Source organism: Microbacterium sp., from assembly GCF_036823965.1.
Taxonomy (GTDB): Bacteria; Actinomycetota; Actinomycetes; order Actinomycetales; family Microbacteriaceae; genus Microbacterium.
Genome location: NZ_DAITBE010000008.1, coordinates 40,368 through 57,758 on the forward strand (window position 1 = coordinate 40,368; position 17,391 = coordinate 57,758).

The following is a 17,391-nucleotide window of genomic DNA, read 5'->3' on the forward strand; positions in this document are numbered from 1 at the left end:
GTGGCTCATGGAATGGCTTGATCCGCTGGTCCTTTCCCGATGGCAGTTCGGGCTGACCACCGTCTACCACTACCTGTTCGTGCCGCTGACGATCGGCATGGCGCTGGTCGCCGCGATCTTCCAGACCGCGTGGGTGCGCACCGGCAAGGTGCAGTACCTGCACCTGACGCGCTTCTTCGGCAAGATCTTCCTGATCAACTTCGCCATGGGCGTGGTGACCGGCATCGTGCAGGAGTTCCAGTTCGGCATGAACTGGTCGGACTACTCCCGCTTCGTCGGCGATGTGTTCGGCGCCCCGCTCGCGTTCGAGGGGCTGCTGGCTTTCTTCTTCGAGGCCACGTTCATCGGTCTCTGGATCTTCGGCTGGGACAAGCTCCCGCAGAAGCTGCACCTCGCCACGATCTGGTGCGTCTCGATCGGCAGCATCCTGTCGGCGTACTTCATCATCGCGGCCAACGCGTTCATGCAGAACCCGGTCGGCTACGTCTTCAACCCCGAGACGAATCGTGCGGAGCTCACCGACTTCTGGGCCCTGCTGACGAACCCGGTGGCGCTCGCCGCCTTCCCGCACACGATCTTCGGCGCACTGATGTTCGCCGCCGGTGTCGTGATCTCGGTCTCGGCCTGGCACCTGTCCCGCGGGCAGCACTTCGACACCATGCGCATCTCGCTGAAGTTCGGGCTGTGGGCCATGATCTTCTCGACCGCCGGCGTCGTGCTCACCGGTGACCAGCTCGGGCTCGCGATGTACGCGGCTCAGCCGATGAAGATGGCGGCGGCCGAGGCGACGTTCAATACCGTCTGCGGACCGGATGCATCCTTCAGCCTCTTCACGCTCGGCACACCGGACGGCAGTTCCGAGCTCTTCTCGATCCGTGTCCCGTACCTGCTGTCACTGCTGTCGACGCACACGCTCGACGCGTGCGTGCACGGCATCAACGACCTGAACGCCGAGTACAGCCAGACGTATGCCGACACCGGCATGACCGACTTCGCCCCGATCCTCTGGGTCACGTACTGGGCGTTCCGCTGGATGATCGGCCTCGGCATGGCCGCCGGCCTCGTCGCCGTGATCGGCCTGTGGCTGACCCGCAAGAGCGCCAAGAAGGAGCCGGCGCAGTGGATGTGGAAGCTCGCGATCTGGTCGTTCCCGCTCGCGCTCGCCGCCAACATCATGGGCTGGGTCTTCACCGAGATGGGCAGACAGCCGTGGATCGTGTTCGGGTTGATGACCACACAGGACGGTGTCTCGCCAGGGGTCTCCGGCCTCGAGGTGCTGATCTCCCTCATCGCGTTCACGGCGATCTACGCGGCCCTCGCGGTCGTCGAGATCCGCCTCATCATCAGAGCGGCCCAGAAGGGGCCTGACACCGAAGAGCAACCGCATGACGAGACGGCCCAGCTGCCGTCGGTCGTGTACTGAGAGGGAGGAGCATCATGGATCTCGCAACGCTCTGGTTCTGGATCGTCGGCTTCTTCTTCGTCGGCTACTTCGTGCTCGACGGCTTCGACTTCGGCGTCGGCATGTCGTTGCCGTTCCTCGGGAAGAACGACGTGTCGCGCCGCCAGGTCATCAACACGATCGGCCCGATCTGGGACCTCAACGAGACCTGGGTCATCGTCGCGGGCGCCTGCCTGTTCGCGTCGTTCCCCGAGTGGTACGCCTCGCTGTTCAGCGGCTTCTACCTGCCGCTGCTGCTGATCCTGCTGGCCCTGATCCTGCGCGGCGTCTCGTTCGAGTACCGGCATCAGCGCGAGAGCGCGAAGTGGAAGCGCGGGTTCGACCGGATGATCGTGATCGGCTCGGCGGTGCCGGCCTTCCTCTGGGGCGTCGCGTTCGGCAACATCGTGCAGGGTGTCGCGCTCGACGAGAACCACATCTACGTCGGCGGCTTCTTCGCGCTGCTGAACCCGTACTCGCTGCTGGTCGGCGTCACGACGCTGCTGCTGTTCTTCCTGCACGGCGTGCTGTTCGTGGCGCTGAAGACCGACGGCCCGGTGCACGAGGATGCCCGTCGCCTCGCGGCGAAAGCCGGGGTGCCCACGGTTCTCGCCGCAGCGGCGACCGTCGTCTGGACCGTCGTGATGGCGATGCAGCGCGAGGCTCCGCTGCTGTGGCTCGTGATCGCCGCCGGCACCGTCGCCGCCGTCACGCTGCTCGCAGCGCTGGTGCTGTCGCTGCGCCGGCTCGACGGCTGGGCGTTCTTCTCCGGGATGCTCACCGTGCTGTTCGCCGTGGTGATGCTGTTCACGGCGCTGTTCCCGAACGTGCTGCCGTCGACGATCGACCCCGCGTACAGCCTGACGATCCAGAACGCATCGAGCACGGAGTACACGCTGACGATCATGACGTGGACCGCCGTGATCGCGCTGCCGCTCGTGCTTCTGTACCAGGGTTGGACATACTGGGTGTTCCGCAAGCGGGTCACCCGCGCATCGATCGAGGGAGCACCGGCGCACGCGTGAAACCCGTCGATCCGAGACTGCTGCGATACGCGCGTGCCGCGAGGGGCTTCCTCGCGGCATCCGCGCTGATCGGCGTCGTGCAGACGGCGGTCGTGATCGTGTTCGCGTGGCTGCTGACGGATGCCGTCACCGGCGCGATCGCCGGGCGTGACGTCACGGCATCCCTGCTCTGGCTGCTCGCCGTGGCACTGCTGCGGGGGCTGCTGATCGCCGCATCGGATGCCGCCGGCACCCGTGCGGCTGCGAAGACCGGGATGCAGCTGCGCGCCGCCCTGATCGCGGCGATCGGCAGACTCGGACCAGGATGGCTCGCGCAGCGCAACCGCACAGCGCTGGCGCTCACCGCCGGGCACGGACTCGAGGCGCTGGACTCGTACTTCGCGAGGTACATCCCGCAGCTCGTGCTGACGGTGATCGCGACGCCGGTGCTGCTGCTGGTGATGTGGTGGCAGGACTGGCCGAGCGGGCTGACCGCCGCGATCACGCTGCCGCTGATACCGCTGTTCCTCATCCTGATAGGCATCGCGACGCGCACCGTGCAGCAGAAGCAGTGGCAGACGCTGCAGCAGCTCGCCGCGCGGTTCGCCGACACCGTGCAGGGACTCTCGACGCTTCGGCTGTTCGGGCGCGAGCGGCGTGCCGCCGACCGGATCGAGGCGACGTCGGACGACTACCGCCGCGAGACCATGAAGGTGCTGCGATTCTCGTTCCTCTCCGGCTTCTCGATGGAGCTGCTCGCATCCCTCGCAGTGGCGCTGATCGCGGTGTCGGTCGGATTCCGGCTGCTGTCCGGCGACCTCACCCTCGAGGTCGGGCTGTTCGTGCTGCTGCTCGCGCCGGAGGCGTTCCTGCCGATCCGCCAGGTGGGTGTGCAGTTCCACGCTGCGGCCGAGGGCGTCGCGGCGACCGAGGACATCTTCGCGGTGCTGGATGAGGCCGGGGCCGGGGCTGGGGCCGGGGCTGGCGGTGGGGCTGGGGGTGGCGGTGGGGGTCGCGACGTGCAGGATGATCGGCGACGTGCAGGAGGAAACGCCGCAGGTTCGTCCGACGGTTCGCCATCGTTCCTGCGGGTGGCCGAGACGGCGGATGCCGCGGAGACGGCGGATGCCGCGCTCGTCGTCGATGGCCTGCGCGTGCGCGAGCTGCCGCCGGTGTCGTTCACGGCCGGAGCCGGCACCATCACCTTGATCGAGGGTCCGAGCGGCGCCGGCAAGTCGAGTCTGCTCGCCGCGCTCCGCGGCGCGGTGCCGTTCGAGGGTGCCGCGACCTTCGGCGGCGCCGAGGTGCGGATGCTCGCGGGGGCCGACTGGCTCGCGTGGGCCGGGCAGGCCCCCGGGCTCATGCGGGGCACTGTCGGCGAGAACGTCGCGCTCGGCGATGCGACCCCTGACGCCGCGCGCGTGCGGGTCGCCCTCGATGACGCCCGCGCCGAGGGCGTGGATGCCGCGCTCGAACTCGGCGTGCAGGGCAGCGGACTCTCCGGCGGGCAGGCGCAGCGCGTCGCCGTGGCCAGAGCGCTGTATCGCCACGACGGTGATCCGCGCCGGGTGCTGCTGCTCGATGAGCCGTCCAGCGCGCTCGACCCCGAGACCGAGGCCAGGCTGTGGCAGTCGCTGCGGACACGGGCGGATGCCGGCGCGCTGATCGTGCTCGTCTCGCACCGCCGATCGGCGCGCGAGGTCGCCGATCAGGTCGTAGCGCTGGGGGTGACGGTGTGACCCTTCGACAGGCTCAGGGACCCAGCGCGGCAGGAGCGCAGGGACCCAACGGAGCGGGAGCGCAGGGACCCAACGCGGCAGGAGCGCAGGGGCCCGGCGGGGCGGGAGCGCCCGCGCCGACGAGGTCGGCTCGCATCGCCGAGGTGCTGCGGCTCGCGCAGCCGTCGGTCCGGCGCTTCCTGCCCGGCCTGCTGTGGGGAGCGCTGTCCGCCGGCGCGGCAGTGAGTCTGCTCGCCGTGAGCGGCTGGCTGATCGTGAGTGCCTCGATCGTCGACTCGCTCGTGCCGCTGTCGATCGCCGTGGTCGGCGTGCGCTTCTTCGCGGTCTCGCGCGCTGTGACCCGCTACCTGGAGCGGCTGAGCGGACACGATGCCGCGCTGCGCCAACTCGCCTCCACGCGCGCCGACATGGTGCGCCGACTCATTCCGCTTTCCCCCGCAGGTCTCGGACGCACCGACCGCGGACAGGTGCTGTCGGCGCTCGTCGACGACGTCGAGAACCTGCAGAACCTGCCGCTGCGGGTGGTGCAGCCGCTCGCGGTCGCCGGCCTCGTCGCGCTCGGCGCCGTCGGCTTCATCGCCTTCGTCTCGGTGCCGGCCGCACTCACGCTGCTCGCCTGCCTGGTGCTCGCCGCAGTGGTCGCGATCGGGATGGGCTGGCTCTTCGGATCCCGCGCCGAGGCCCTCGTCTCCTCCCGTCGCGCCGAGCTGTCGGCTGCGCTGGTCGATTACATCGGCAGCCTCGATGTGCTGCTCGCCTATGGCGCAGAGGAGCAGGCACGCGCACGAGTGACGGCAGCGGATGCCGCGCTTCGCAGCGTCGTCTCGCGGGCGTCGTCGGCCCAGGCGATCGCGGCGGGCGTGGTGTCGGCCGTCGCCGGTGCTGCCTCGGTGTGGGCACTCGCCGTGGCGGCGCCAGGGCTCGCCACCGGCGTGATCGACGGTCCGTGGCTGGCCGTTGCCGTGCTGGTGCCGATGGTCGTGTTCGAGGTGTTCGGGGCGGTGCCGATCGCCGCGGCATCCTGGCGCAGTGTCCGGTCGAGCGCAGCGCGCATCGTCGACGTGCTGCCGGAGCGGATGCCGACGGAGCTGCGCTCGGACGATGGGGCGGATGCTGCGATCGACGGCACCCCTGCGCTGCGGCTGCGGGACGTGCGGGCGACCTGGCCTGGCGGTGTTCCCGCGCTGCGCGGCGTCGACCTCGATCTGCTGCCGGGCGAGCGGGTGCTCGTCGCTGGGCCGAGTGGTGCGGGCAAGAGCTCGCTCGCGGCGGTGCTGGTCGGGTTCCTGGCCGCAGAGGGGGAGTACACGCTCGGCGGCGCGGATGCATCCGGATTGTCGGGGCCGGCATTGCGGCGCATCGTCGGGCTGTGCGAGCAGAGCCCGCAGCTGTTCGACGAGGACATCCGCCAGAACCTGCTCTTCGCTCGCGACACCGCCACGGATGCCGAGCTGCTCGACGTGCTCGACCGGGTCGGGCTCGCTGACTGGGCCCGCGAGCGCGGTGGCCTCGACGCGCGGGTCGGCGATCGCGGTGCGCTGGTGTCTGGCGGACAGGCGCAGCGCATCGCCCTGGCCAGGGCGTTGCTGCGCGGATTCCCGGTGCTGGTGCTCGATGAGCCGACGGCCGGCGTCGATCCCGATGCCTCCGACGCGCTGCTGCGCGACCTGCTGCGGGCGGCCGGCGATCAGTCGGTGCTGCTCATCTCGCACGTCGCGCCGCCCGATGGGACGGTCGACCGCGTCATCCGTCTCGATGCCGGTCGCACCGTCTGAGCGCTCGCGCTAGCGGCAGCTTCTCTCCGGCAGGTGTCGCTCGTGGCCGCATCCGCGCCGATGTGCCGACCGTTCGCGACCCCTCGTCTCGGTGAGGTGTCGCATTCGGTCGCTTCGGCGCGGGCGAAGCGGCCAGGTGCGACCCTGCGAGATCTCGCCGGCGGTAGTGCAGGTGCAGCGAGCGCTAGCTGTACAGCGGCGTCGGGGGCTCCATCACGATGCCCTGCGCCTCGAACGCGCGGCGGCGCTCCTCGATGCGGCGGTGCATCTCGACCTGGGCGGCGTCGACGAACTGCGGGTCGAGGTCGACGGTCGGCGGATGCGGGTCGCCGTGGTTCGCTGCGATGTAGGCGTCGAGTTCCGGACCGGAGGTCCACGACGTGATCAGGGCGTACCGAGGGGCGACGCCGCGGTGCCAGACCGCATGCCAGAAGCGCTGCGTGTCGACGATGATGCGCGAGCCCTCGCGGAGCGGCAGGCGGATCTCGGTCGCCGGGTCGAAGCGGTCGCTGCGCAGGATCAGCATCGAGTCGGGGTCATCCGTGAGGTTGTAGTAGCCGCGGACGACCCAGCCGGAGTCCTCGTCGTTGAGTCGGTTGTTGTCGTCCTGATGCAGGTTGTAGATCGCGTCGGCATACTCGTTGGGCTGCAGCTCGATCACGCGGCAGCGTCCGATCGCTGCGCCAGGCTCGAGCGCCCGAGCCTGCAGCGTCGGGGCGATCGCGACCTGCGATTCGACCCAGACGCCGTGCTTGTCGGTGCGCGGCGGAGTGTGGTTCCAGAAGCCGTTGCACTCGAGGTCGCCCGCATAGCTGGCGAGCGGCGCGAAGCGGGTGATGCCCGAGGAGCGCCAGCCGACGTACTCGAGGTCGAGCCATTCGGCGGGGTCTCGGGACTGGTCGTGGTCATCGAGGACGACGTATCCGGTCTCGGCCAGTGCTTCGGAGGTGATGTAACCCATCGCGGAGCATCCTTCCTTCGGGTGCTTAGGCCATCCTAAGCCGGATGCCGCCCTCGCGCCCAGGTCTCCGCCGTCGATAGCCCCCCTGCCGAGCGGCCCCCTTGCGTGCGACCCGGCCCTCTGTGTGCGTCACTCAAGGGGGTGGCTCGCATACAGAGGGGCCGGTCGGCAAGAAGGGGCGGCGGTGAGAGGAGACGTCGGCGCGACTAGCCTGAGGGCATGACGCAACCACAGGGCGCCCTTCTCGTGGGCAGTGTGAACTTCGACGATGCCGAGACGACGATGCGCACGGCATCCGCGCTGCTCGGCGGGCACCTTCGCCGCATCCCCGACGGCGAGGTCGGCAAGCGGTTCCACTGGATCATGTTCCAGCCCGACGTGCTCGGCCAGGCCGATGGACTCGAGCGTGTCGGCGCCGACCCGATCCCGTTCCCTGCCGGTATCGACGCGCGCGGGCTCCGCATCGCGGAGGGGACGGATGCCGCCGGCATCCGCCTACCGGCTCTCGGCTACGCCTCGGCCGCGATCGAGTCGTACGCGGTGTTCCGCCGGCTTCGCGAAGAAGGAGCGATCGCCGCCGGCATCCGCTTCGAGGTCGCACTCCCGACGCCTCTCGCGATCATCTCGTCGTTCTTCGGCGGCGACGACCGTGCGGCCTTCGAGCCCGTGTACACCGCGGCGATGCTGCGCGAACTCGATGAGATCCTGGCCGCGATCCCGCACGAGGAGCTGTCGGTGCAGTGGGACGTCGCGAGCGAGATGGGCATCATCGAAGGTGCGTCCGGTTACGGTGCGCTGATGGATGCCTGGTGGGACGGCGACGTGTTCGACGGTCTCGTCTCGCGCCTCGCCACCCTGGTCGACGCCGTGCCGGCTGCCGTCGAGGTCGGCGTGCACCTCTGCTACGGCGACGCCGGCGAGCGGCACTTCGTCGAGCCGACGGATGCCGCGAACCTGGTCCGCTACGCGAACGCGGTAGTGGAAGCATCCGCCCGAAGCCTCAGCTGGCTGCACCTGCCGGTGCCGATCGAGCGCGACGACGAAGCGTACTTCGCTCCGCTCGCCGACCTCGTGCCGGTCGCCGAGTTGTACCTCGGACTCGTGCACCGCGAGGACGGCGCCGAGGGTGCGGCCCGCCGCATCGCGGCCGCGACGCCGTTCGCCCCCGAGTTCGGCGTCGCCACCGAATGCGGCATCGGGCGCGCCCCCGCAGGATCCACCGAGGGCATCCTGCAGACGCACGCCGAGGTCGCCGCAGCCTGGTGAGACACGGCCTCCGGTGCCGATTCGCGCCGCCGCCCCGCGTCGCGTAAGCTTGTCCGCGGTGACGTGTCCGAGCGGCCGAAGGTGCAACTCTCGAAAAGTTGTGTAGGGTAACCCCCTACCGTGGGTTCAAATCCCACCGTCACCGCCACCACGAAGGCCCCGAATCCCTTGGAAACACTGGGATGCGGGGCCTTCGTCATGCACCGGGTGAGGCCAGCGTCTGGCGGCCAGGCCGCGACCGTCGTTCCGCTTCAGCCGAGCAGTGTCACCCCGAAGCCGGAGACGACGGTTCGCAGTTCGGCGAGGTAGCGCTGCGCCTGGTCGGTCAGCGGGATCGCGGAGTGGCCGATCCAGCCGATCTCGATGTGCTCGTCGACGTCGAGCGGGATGGCGACGATCTCGGGGTCGAGGTCATCGCTGATGATTCCTGTCGAGATGGTGTAGCCATCGAGCCCGATCATGAGGTTGAAGATGGTCGCGCGGTCGGAGACTCGGATCTCCTGAGGGCTCGAGAGCGTGGAGAGGATCTCCTCTGCGAAGTAGAAGGAGTTGTTCGCACCCTGGTCGAAGGTGAGTCGCGGGACATGAGCGAGATCGTCGAGGGTCACGTGATCCCGAGAGGCGAGCGGATTCTTGCGGGAGATGAAGATGTGCGGCTCGGCGACGAAGAGCGGGCGGAACGCGAGTCCGGAGTCGCGGAGCAGCTTGTCGATGACGTTCCGATTGAAGTCGTTGCGGTAGAGGATTCCCAGCTCGCTGCGGAGCGTGCGGACGTCTTCGATGATCTCCCAGGTCCGTGTCTCGCGCAGCGAGAACTCGTATTCGGCAGCAGCGCTCGCCTTCACCATGCGCACCATCGCGTCGACCGCGAACGAGTAGTGCTGCGTCGACACCCCGAGCAGGCGCCGGGACGGCGGCCGACCGAGGTAGCGCTGTTCGAGGAGCGCGACCTGCTCGACGACCTGGCGGGCGTACCCGAGGAACTCCACACCGTCGGTGGTGAGCGTCACGCCGCGCGCCGAGCGGAGGAGCAGCGCGTGGCCGACTCGCCCCTCGAGGTCTTTCATCGCCGCCGACATGGTGGGCTGGGAGACGTAGAGCAGGTCGGCGGCCGCACTGATCGACCCCTCCGCGGCCACTTCGATGTAGTACGTGAGCTGCTGAAGGGTGATCCCGCTCGAGCGTCTTGCCATAGCTGAAGACTATGTCATGGGATAGTCGCAACACATTTCTCGATAGAGGCGTTCCGGCTGCACCATTGAGTAACCCATTTTCGCGAGGCCGAGTCCGGCCGGTCAGCTCACCGATTGGCACCTCATGTCACACGAATTCACGTTCCGCATCACGACGACCCGTTTCGACGAGGACTATTCGCCGTCGGACAACTCCCGGATCACCACGAACTTCGCCAACCTCGCGCGGGGCGAGCACCGTCAGCAGAATCTCCGCAATGCCCTGACGATGATCGACCGCCGGTTCAACGACCTCGCAGGCTGGGACAACCCGAACGGGGATCGCTACACCGTCGAACTCGAGATCGTCTCGGTCGCGGTCCAGTTCGCCGCCGAAGGCGAGGATCAGGAGTTCCCGCTGCTCGAGGTCCTGGACATCCAGATCCTCGACCGTCTCACCGGAACGCGCAGCCACGGGATCGTGGGGAACAACTTCTCCTCCTACGTGCGCGACTACGACTTCAGCGTGCGGCTGCCGGCCGCGAGTGAAGCAGCGGGCGGGTTCGCCGTTCCCGCCGACTTCGGCGATCTGCACGGCAAGCTCTTCCAGCACTTCCTCGACTCGGAGAGCTATCGGGAGCGCTTCACGGTGTCGCCCGTGATCTGCATCAGCGTCTCGACGAGCAAGGTCTACCGCCGCACCGAGAATCACCACCCGATCCTCGGTGTCGAGTACGAGCAGAAGGACCCATCGCTGACCGACGAGTACTTCGGCAAGATGGGTCTCTCGGTCCGGTACTTCATGCCGCGTGGCAGCGTCGCGCCCCTGGCCTTCTACTTCCGCGGCGACCTGCTCGGCGACTACACGAACCTCCAGCTCATCGGCACGATCAGCACGATGGAGACGTTCCAGAAGATCTACCGACCGGAGATCTACAACGCCAACTCGGCCGCAGCGAAGGTCTATCAGCCGAGCCTCGAGCAGCAGGACTACTCGGTGACGAAGATCGCCTACGACCGCGACGAGCGCAGCCGGCTCGCGGCCGAGCAGGGGAAGTATGCGCACGAGCACCTCATGAAGCCGCACGGCGACCTCCTCGAGCAGTGGGCCGCCGGCTCCCTCGTGCCTGTCGGATGACCAACGGAGAATCACCCACGATGAACACGCTTCTTCCCACATCCATCGTCGGCAGCCTGCCGAAGCCGTCCTGGCTCGCCCAGCCCGAGACCCTCTGGTCTCCCTGGAAGCTGGAGGGTGACGCGCTGGTCGAGGGCACGCAGGATGCGCTGCGCATCGCCGTCCAGGAGCAGCACCTCGCGGGCATCGACATCGTGAGCGACGGGGAACAGACACGCCAGCACTTCGTCACGACGTTCATCGAGCATCTCTCCGGCGTCGATTTCGATCAGCGCGAGACGGTCCGCATCCGCGACCGGTACGACGCCAGTGTGCCGACGGTCGTCGGTGCAGTGAGCCGTGAGAAGCCCGTGTTCGTCGACGACGCGAAGTTCCTCCGTCAGCAGACCGATCAGCCCATCAAGTGGGCGCTGCCCGGCCCGATGACGATGATCGACACGCTCTCCGATCGCCACTACAAGAGCCGCGAGAAGCTCGCCTGGGAGTTCGCGACGATCCTCAATCAGGAGGCGCGAGAACTCGAGGCGGCTGGCGTCGACATCATCCAGTTCGATGAGCCGGCCTTCAACGTCTTCTTCGACGACGTGCGGGACTGGGGTGTGGCGGTGCTCGAGCGGGCGGCCGAAGGGCTGCGCGCCGAGACCGTCGTGCACATCTGCTACGGCTACGGCATCAAGGCGAACACGGACTGGAAGGCGACTCTCGGCGCTGAGTGGCGGCAGTACGAGACCTCGTTCCCGCTGCTGCAGCGCTCGAGCATCGACACCATCTCGCTCGAGAGCCACCACTCCCACGTCCCGCTGGAGCTCATCGAGCTCATCCGGGGCAAGCGGGTGATGCTCGGAGCCATCGACGTCGCCAGCGACACGATCGAGACCCCGGAAGAGGTCGCAGACACCCTCCGCAATGCGCTCCGCTTCGTCGACGCGGACAAGCTCATCCCGAGCACGAACTGCGGCCTCGCGCCGCTGCCTCGCGACGTCGCGCGCGGCAAGCTGCGTGCGCTCAGCGCAGGTGCCGCGCTCCTTCGAGACGAGCTCGCGGCCGAGACGCACTGACCTCCGGCAGCAGCAGCCGATCAGTCAGGCAGCCCGCTTCGCCGACGGAGACGGGGATGCCGTCGTCATCTCAGTCCGCGTCTGCCGAGAACACGGGGCTGAGGAAACGGCGCTCGTACCGGCGGATGCACTGCGTCCTCCTCGCGAGCTCGAACGCCGCCACGCACTCCGGATCGGTCTTGGAGGCCGTCCGATAGATCTCGTACTCGGCCAGGGAGGGGAACGTGAACAGCGCGAACGCCTCGTCGCTGTCGCCCTCGCTCGGCATGAAGTAGCCGTGGTGGGTTCCGCCGTGCTTCGCCACGAGTCGGATCCAGGTGCGTCCGTACTCGGTGAAGTCGTCGAGCTTGTCCGGGTCGATCTCATAGCGCAGGTGAACCGTGATCATGTCGTTCATCCTCTCAGAGCACGGGGGTCGCTTCGGGAGATCGTTCGATCCACATGCTCGGCGACGTGGGCGCATGGGTGTCAGCCAGCGGTGGTGATCCGCACGCGGGTCGATCAGCTCTCGACCGCGAGCGCTCCGACGATCTCGACGAGCGTGCGTCCGTCGGCGAAGCGGTACCACTCCACGGCATCCTCGCCGGTGAGCTGCGCGACGAACCCGTCGGGACCGGTCACCGACCAGCGAGCCGTCCCTGGCGGCCACGACGACATGGTGCTCATCGGCGGCCCCTCGATCGGCGCCGACGGTGGCAGCGGTGACAGTCCGCGCTCCTCGCGCCCCAGTGCGCCGACGGCAGTCGCGATCCAGCGCTCGGCGAATGACACGGGCCGGAGGGAGGCGATCGGTGCCGCAGTGCCTTCGCGGTAGACGAGCGTCATCGAGTCCGAGCGGACGACGACCCACCGCTCGCTCCGGACGACGAGACGACAGCGGGTATCCGAATGCAGGTCGATCGTCGCGCCCAGTCGCACGAGTGCCTCGACGCCGACGGGTGAGAGCAGCTTCTCCGGAACCTCGCGCTCGCGGCGGCGCTGCTCCTGCTCCAGGCGCTCGGCCGCGAGTGGCGCGTACGCCGCGCTCAGGGCATCCCGGTCGGCCGCGCCCCCGGCAGCCAGACGCTCGTGCAGCCACTGCGGGTCGATCTGGAGGAAGTAGCGGAAGACGACCCTGATCGGCGTCGCGCCCACTCGCACCCGGCGGTTCCTCACGAGGAGCCGAACGCCGTGATCGATCGACCACACCGCCGACACAATGCCGTCCACGACGGCCACCCACGACCACCCGCGGCTGTGGATCTCGGGATGCGTCGCCTCGAGGAGGTCCGCGAGCCGGATTCCATCGTGGAACGACCGGCGGTGCGCATGGGAGGCCATGTCGTCGCCCATCGCGACGCTGTCGCGGTCGACGTCCACGAGCAAGGGGGCGCTGACCATGACGACGATGCTATCTCGGGTGCTCCTGCCTCGAGACGTTCACCTGTGAGCCGCCTGGGAGAAACTTGATGGTTCGCTGTGAGCTGATATATTGCTCAACGTTGTCCATTTATCAATTCGGGGGAAAAAAGTGAAGAAGACGCAATCACGGTGGTTGACGAGTGCCGTCGCAACACTGGGAGCAGGCGCCTTGGCGTTCGGAGGAGCGGCTGTTCCAGCCGCCGCGGATGACGTCCCGGACGCCACGCTCGAGCTGCAGAGCTCCGCGACGAAGTACGAGCGCGCTGCTGCGCAGTCGGGTGAGACTCCCGAGGCGATCAAGAAGCTCGAGCAGGCCGGCCTCATCAGCGTCGCCGATCACGGCTTCTTCTACTACAACGACCAGTCGCACGAATCGGCCGATCTGAAGAACCTGGCGCTTCGTGCCGCGCCCGAGGGCGCAGCGATCCCCGGAACCCCCGCCGGCGGGTCCCGTCCGGGTGCTCCGGTCACCGTCTACCTCGACTTCGATGGCGAGACGCTCGAAGGAACGCTCTGGAACGTCGACTCCGAGATCGAGAGCCTCGATTTCGCACCCGCCGCGCTGGTGACCGACCGCGCGGCCGTCTGGGCCGCCGTGGCCGAGGACTACGCGCCGTTCAACGTGAACGTGACGACCACGCGTCCGAGCGACGACCAGCTCTACAAGACCACCGCAGACGACAACGTCTACGGTTCGCACGTCATCATCACGGACTCGTACGACGAGGTGCTCCCGGCTGCGGCCGGCAACGGCGGCATCGCCTGGCTCGGCGGCACCGGCTCCGAGTTCCTGAGCGGCGCGCTCGTGTTCACCGAGGGCACCGGTGGGTCCCCCAAGGCGATCGCCGAGATCGCGACCCACGAGTCCGGACACAACTTCGGTCTCGAGCACGACGGCATCTCCGGTGCCGGCGGCGGAGAGTACTACGCGCCGGAGAGCGGCGTCTGGGGCACGATCATGGGTGCCGCGTACTACGTGCCGCTCAGCCAGTGGTCGGCCGGGGGATACGCCGGAGCGACGAATGCCCAGGACGACCTCGCCGCGATCACCGATCGTTCGGCGGTCGCCGCGGTCTTCATCAGCGCTTCGCTTCCCGACGGCACGCCGTACACCGCATCGGGTGTGTGCGTGCAGTCCGGAAACCCGTCGAACCCGCAGCCCGGCGACATCTTCTTCGCGCTCGGCGCGAACGGCGACTGCGAGCCCGCAGGCGCCCAGCTCACGCTGAACTTCTCGTACGCCGATCGCGCCGACTACGCCGCCGACAACGTCGGCAACACGCCGGCGGCGGCGCAGCCGCTCGACAACGCCGATGGCACCTTCGCCGCGGCTGAGGTCATCGTGCGCACCACCGACGTCGACGTGTACGCCGTCACGACCGCCGGTGGCGAGCTCACCGCGACGGTCGAGGTCGCCGACATCTCCCCGAACCTCGATGCGAAGCTGACGGTCACCGATGCTGCAGGCACCGTCCTCACGACGGACGACCCCGCGTCGGCTCGCGTCTCGGACTCGGTCGCAAGCGGCCTCGGCGCCTCGGTCACGGTTGCCGACCTGGTGGCGGGAACCTACTACCTCACGGTCGAGGGCGTCGGTGCGGGTGACCCCACGACGGCCACTGCTGACAACGCCAACGGCTACGTCCGGTACGGCAGCCTCGGCAACTACCGCCTCTCCGGCTCCGCTGAGGCGTTCGACTCCGCTCCCCTCGTGATCGAGACCCCGGCCAACGGCTCCGCTGTCACCGGCGGCGAGGAGATCGACGTCACCGGCACTGCGACGCCGAACGCGACCGTCACCCTGTCGGTCGGCGGCACGGTCGTCGACACGATCACCGCTGACGAGAACGGCGATTGGGCCGGCACCGTCACGGCCAACGAGTTCGGCAGCACCGAGATCGTCGCAGCGCAGACCGTCGGCACGATCGTCATCCCCGGTACGCAGTCCGTGACCGTCGTCGCCCCGGCGGCGCCGATCGCTGCACCGGCCATCACGGGTCCGACCTCCGGGTCGACCGTCGATGACACCACGCCGACCATCTCCGGCACCGGTGTCGCAGGCGCCGTGGTGACGGTCACGATCCGCAACGCCGACGGCGCTGCGGTCGCCACCGCACAGGTCACCGTGGCCGAGAACGGCACCTGGTCGGTCGCAGTGGCATCCGCCCTCGCGAACGGCACCTACACCGCGACCGCGGTGCAGAACCTCGGGACCGAGATCTCGGAGATCAGCAACTCCGTCACGTTCACGATCCAGGCGGCACCGGGCACCGGTGGCGGCGGCACGGATGGCAACCTGGCCTCGACCGGCATGGGCTTCGACGCCACGCCGATCGCCGGCATGGCAGTCGTCCTGCTCCTCATCGGTGGCGGCGTCGTCCTCTACGCGCGACGGAAGGCGCTGTCGCTCGAAGCCTGACCCGCGCTGAGGTCTGGATATCGCGGGGCGGGGATCATGATCCCCGCCCCGTTCCCATCTCCGATCCCACCGCCATCCAGGAGACGGGTTCCGTTCACGGCGGATCGATGATTCGCTGGACGCACAGCCGAAGAGAGGAGCCGCACGTGAGCGAGTCACTCGGACGACCGAGCAGGAGGCGCCCCCTCATCATCGCCATCGTCATCATGGTGGTGATCGTGGCCGGCATCCTCATCGTGGGAGTGCTGTCGATGAACCAGGGGAGCGCGGCGCCCGGCGCGGACGCATCCGCCTCTCCGCAGGCCACGGCGAGCCCGACCACCCCGACCGATCCCGACGACAGCACTGAAGGCGGCACCGTGGAACCCACACCGGCATTCGGATCCGTCCTCCCCGAGGCCATGGGCGGCCAGGAGGCGATCGATGCGCTCGGCGACGACCTGCAGGCGGTCGCCGACCGGAACGGGAAGACCGTCGAAGAGCTCACCGCGCTCCTGCTCCGCGACGCCACCGCCAAGGTCTCCCCGAGCGGCTTCATCGTCTACAGCGACAGCTTCGAGAACGACGAGTAGCTCTCGGACGCTACGCGTGCGCCCGCAGCGCCAACCAGGCGGCCGCTCGGTCGTCGGCGCTCGACATCGAGAGTCCGGTGATGTGCTCGATCCGCCGCACTCGCGCGGCGAGGGTCTGCCGGTGGACGCCGAGGCGTGCGGCAGCGGCGCCCCAGGCTCCGTTGTCGGCCAGGAAGCCCCGCAGCGTCTCGACGAGATCGTCGTCGCGGAGCGGCTCGATCAGCGCGGCAAGTCGGCGTGCATCGGACGGTGCGAGCCGGTCGAGCACCAGGTCGATGGTCGGCATGCTGCGGTAGCGCACCACGGCGCGCGCCTCGGCGACGGCGACGTCGTTGGCGCGGCGAGCCTCCTCCGCTGAGCCCGCGAGCGCGTCGACGGGAGCGGGGGAGCCGAGTCCGAGATGCAGCGGCACCGAGAACGTCGACGCGCGTCGGGCGATCTCCTCGATGTGCTCCTCGCGTGCGAACCCGGACACCAGGCCGTGCGCGGCAGTGAGCAGATGCGGGGCGCCGAGGTCTTCGAGCCAGTGGATGACCACCCGCTCTGCGTCGACGCTGGACGACCGCGCCGACAGGGCGAATGCGGCGAGCGAGCGATCCCGCACACCCCACTCCTTCGCCAGCGAGAGGGCGGTCGGGCCGCCCTCTTCGAGGACGCGCATCATCGTGGCCCGACCGAGTCGTTCGGTGCGGCTGCCGTCGTGGGTGCGCAGCAGCAGGTCGAGCAGCGCTGCCGCCTGCGAGCTGAGGTCTCGCGCTCGACTCGTCGAACCGCTCCGCGCGGTCACGACCAGGAATGCCGACATGTCCTCGTCGGTGCCCACCGGATGCACCTGCAGTGCCCGACTCCGCACCCGCACCGGTCGGTTGAACGCGACCGCCACCGCATCCCCGATGTGCAGCGCCCCGGCGCCGGCCGAGGCGATCGGCTGCGCATCGCGGTCGAGCAGCACCGCCCAGCCGTCGAGGCGTCGTGCGAGTTCGGCGACCACGCCGGCGACGCCGCTGCGGCGGGCTGCGAGTGCGAGGACCTTGGTGGCGGCGAGCACCGCACGGTCCTCGGCCGCGGCATCCGTCGCGAGCAGGGCTTGGAGCGTCGGCAGCACGACGACCGGCTCCATGTCCGGGTCCACGATCGCGGTGAGGCCGTCCGGCACCGTGTCGAACGGACCGGTCGCGACCACGACGGCCGACCGAAGCTGGTCGCGTCGATCGCTGCTGTGGAGCGCTGATGCGATCTCGCCGGGATCACCGACGACGAGCGTCGCGAACTGCGGATGCGGCACGACCGCGAAGTCGACCAGCGGGACGACGCTCGACACGGGAGCCTTGGCGCCCAGCGCGCCGCCGTCGACCAGGGTCGCGCCGAGCAGGCGCGCGATCGATGCCAGGTCTCGCGTCATATCCGCAGTATAAGGAATGTCGAGAGCTGGCAACGAAGATCAT

At 68.7% G+C, this 17,391-nt stretch carries 14 protein-coding genes and 1 tRNA gene; 10 read left to right on the top strand and 5 right to left on the bottom strand.

Annotated elements, in window-relative coordinates; genetic code table 11:
* The first annotated feature begins 7 nt into the window (after positions 1-7).
* The 4 genes from V7Z82_RS13850 to cydC all read left to right on the top strand — a co-directional run bounded on the left by V7Z82_RS13850 (position 8) and on the right by cydC (position 5,959).
* A complete protein-coding gene (locus V7Z82_RS13850) occupies positions 8-1,423 on the top strand; it encodes a cytochrome ubiquinol oxidase subunit I (protein ID WP_334152120.1) in 1,416 nt (471 codons plus the stop codon).
* 14 nt (positions 1,424-1,437) lie between these two features.
* A complete protein-coding gene (gene cydB / locus V7Z82_RS13855; RefSeq protein WP_334152121.1) occupies positions 1,438-2,466 on the top strand; it encodes a cytochrome d ubiquinol oxidase subunit II in 1,029 nt (342 codons plus the stop codon).
* Positions 2,463-4,184 (top strand): thiol reductant ABC exporter subunit CydD, encoded by a 1,722-nt coding sequence (gene cydD, locus V7Z82_RS13860; protein WP_334152122.1) that lies wholly within the window; start codon positions 2,463-2,465, stop codon positions 4,182-4,184. The genes cydB and cydD overlap by 4 nt, the downstream gene beginning before the upstream one ends.
* A gap of 134 nt (positions 4,185-4,318) precedes the next feature.
* Positions 4,319-5,959: a thiol reductant ABC exporter subunit CydC gene (cydC, locus tag V7Z82_RS13865; protein ID WP_442927639.1), complete on the top strand. Its 1,641-nt coding sequence runs from the start codon at positions 4,319-4,321 to the stop codon at positions 5,957-5,959.
* A 184-nt stretch (positions 5,960-6,143) separates the two neighbouring features.
* On the opposite strand, the gene V7Z82_RS13870 is transcribed toward cydC, so the two are convergent.
* Entirely contained in the window at positions 6,144-6,920 is a 777-nt protein-coding gene (locus tag V7Z82_RS13870) for a hypothetical protein (protein WP_334152123.1), read from the bottom strand.
* Positions 6,921-7,139: 219 nt separating this feature from the next.
* Here V7Z82_RS13870 and V7Z82_RS13875 point away from each other — a divergent pair, with 219 nt between their 5' ends.
* Both V7Z82_RS13875 and V7Z82_RS13880 read left to right on the top strand, forming a co-directional pair.
* Positions 7,140-8,186 (top strand): hypothetical protein, encoded by a 1,047-nt coding sequence (locus tag V7Z82_RS13875; protein WP_334152124.1) that lies wholly within the window; start codon positions 7,140-7,142, stop codon positions 8,184-8,186.
* Between the two features lie 57 nt (positions 8,187-8,243).
* Positions 8,244-8,334, top strand: a tRNA-Ser gene (locus V7Z82_RS13880).
* Between the two features lie 103 nt (positions 8,335-8,437).
* Here the strand turns inward: V7Z82_RS13880 and V7Z82_RS13885 are convergent.
* Positions 8,438-9,379 (bottom strand): LysR family transcriptional regulator, encoded by a 942-nt coding sequence (locus V7Z82_RS13885; RefSeq protein ID WP_334152125.1) that lies wholly within the window; start codon positions 9,377-9,379, stop codon positions 8,438-8,440.
* A gap of 124 nt (positions 9,380-9,503) precedes the next feature.
* On the opposite strand from V7Z82_RS13885, the gene V7Z82_RS13890 reads away from it, so the two are divergent.
* Together V7Z82_RS13890 and V7Z82_RS13895 are read left to right on the top strand one after the other, a co-directional pair.
* Positions 9,504-10,496, top strand: coding sequence for a DUF1852 domain-containing protein (locus V7Z82_RS13890; RefSeq protein ID WP_334152126.1), 993 nt, complete (start codon positions 9,504-9,506; stop codon positions 10,494-10,496).
* A 20-nt stretch (positions 10,497-10,516) separates the two neighbouring features.
* Entirely contained in the window at positions 10,517-11,554 is a 1,038-nt protein-coding gene (locus V7Z82_RS13895; RefSeq protein ID WP_334152127.1) for a methionine synthase, read from the top strand.
* Between the two features lie 70 nt (positions 11,555-11,624).
* On the opposite strand, the gene V7Z82_RS13900 is transcribed toward V7Z82_RS13895, so the two are convergent.
* Together V7Z82_RS13900 and V7Z82_RS13905 are read right to left on the bottom strand one after the other, a co-directional pair.
* On the bottom strand, positions 11,625-11,942 hold the full coding sequence (locus V7Z82_RS13900; RefSeq protein WP_334152128.1) for an NIPSNAP family protein: 318 nt from the start codon (positions 11,940-11,942) through the stop codon (positions 11,625-11,627).
* A 113-nt stretch (positions 11,943-12,055) separates the two neighbouring features.
* A complete protein-coding gene (locus V7Z82_RS13905) occupies positions 12,056-12,934 on the bottom strand; it encodes a hypothetical protein (protein ID WP_334152129.1) in 879 nt (292 codons plus the stop codon).
* 190 nt (positions 12,935-13,124) lie between these two features.
* Here V7Z82_RS13905 and V7Z82_RS13910 point away from each other — a divergent pair, with 190 nt between their 5' ends.
* A complete protein-coding gene (locus tag V7Z82_RS13910; protein WP_334152130.1) occupies positions 13,125-15,374 on the top strand; it encodes an Ig-like domain-containing protein in 2,250 nt (749 codons plus the stop codon).
* A 146-nt stretch (positions 15,375-15,520) separates the two neighbouring features.
* Complete coding sequence (locus V7Z82_RS13915) at positions 15,521-15,946, top strand: hypothetical protein (protein WP_334152131.1); 426 nt, start codon at positions 15,521-15,523, stop codon at positions 15,944-15,946.
* Positions 15,947-15,956: 10 nt separating this feature from the next.
* Here the strand turns inward: V7Z82_RS13915 and V7Z82_RS13920 are convergent, their stop codons facing one another.
* A complete protein-coding gene (locus V7Z82_RS13920; RefSeq protein WP_334152132.1) occupies positions 15,957-17,348 on the bottom strand; it encodes a helix-turn-helix domain-containing protein in 1,392 nt (463 codons plus the stop codon).
* Positions 17,349-17,391 lie beyond the last annotated feature (43 nt).

What these genes read in the sequence shown, in the direction of transcription:
- V7Z82_RS13890 (WP_334152126.1), top strand. Translation starts at nt 9,504, where the DNA reads ATGTCACACGAATTCACGTTCCGCATCACGACGACCCGTTTCGACGAG.
- V7Z82_RS13870 (WP_334152123.1), bottom strand. Translation starts at nt 6,920, where the DNA reads ATGGGTTACATCACCTCCGAAGCACTGGCCGAGACCGGATACGTCGTC.
- V7Z82_RS13885 (WP_334152125.1), bottom strand. Translation starts at nt 9,379, where the DNA reads ATGGCAAGACGCTCGAGCGGGATCACCCTTCAGCAGCTCACGTACTAC.
- V7Z82_RS13905 (WP_334152129.1), bottom strand. Translation starts at nt 12,934, where the DNA reads ATGGTCAGCGCCCCCTTGCTCGTGGACGTCGACCGCGACAGCGTCGCG.
- V7Z82_RS13895 (WP_334152127.1), top strand. Translation starts at nt 10,517, where the DNA reads ATGAACACGCTTCTTCCCACATCCATCGTCGGCAGCCTGCCGAAGCCG.
- V7Z82_RS13900 (WP_334152128.1), bottom strand. Translation starts at nt 11,942, where the DNA reads ATGATCACGGTTCACCTGCGCTATGAGATCGACCCGGACAAGCTCGAC.
- V7Z82_RS13920 (WP_334152132.1), bottom strand. Translation starts at nt 17,348, where the DNA reads ATGACGCGAGACCTGGCATCGATCGCGCGCCTGCTCGGCGCGACCCTG.
- cydB (WP_334152121.1), top strand. Translation starts at nt 1,438, where the DNA reads ATGGATCTCGCAACGCTCTGGTTCTGGATCGTCGGCTTCTTCTTCGTC.
- V7Z82_RS13875 (WP_334152124.1), top strand. Translation starts at nt 7,140, where the DNA reads ATGACGCAACCACAGGGCGCCCTTCTCGTGGGCAGTGTGAACTTCGAC.
- V7Z82_RS13850 (WP_334152120.1), top strand. Translation starts at nt 8, where the DNA reads ATGGAATGGCTTGATCCGCTGGTCCTTTCCCGATGGCAGTTCGGGCTG.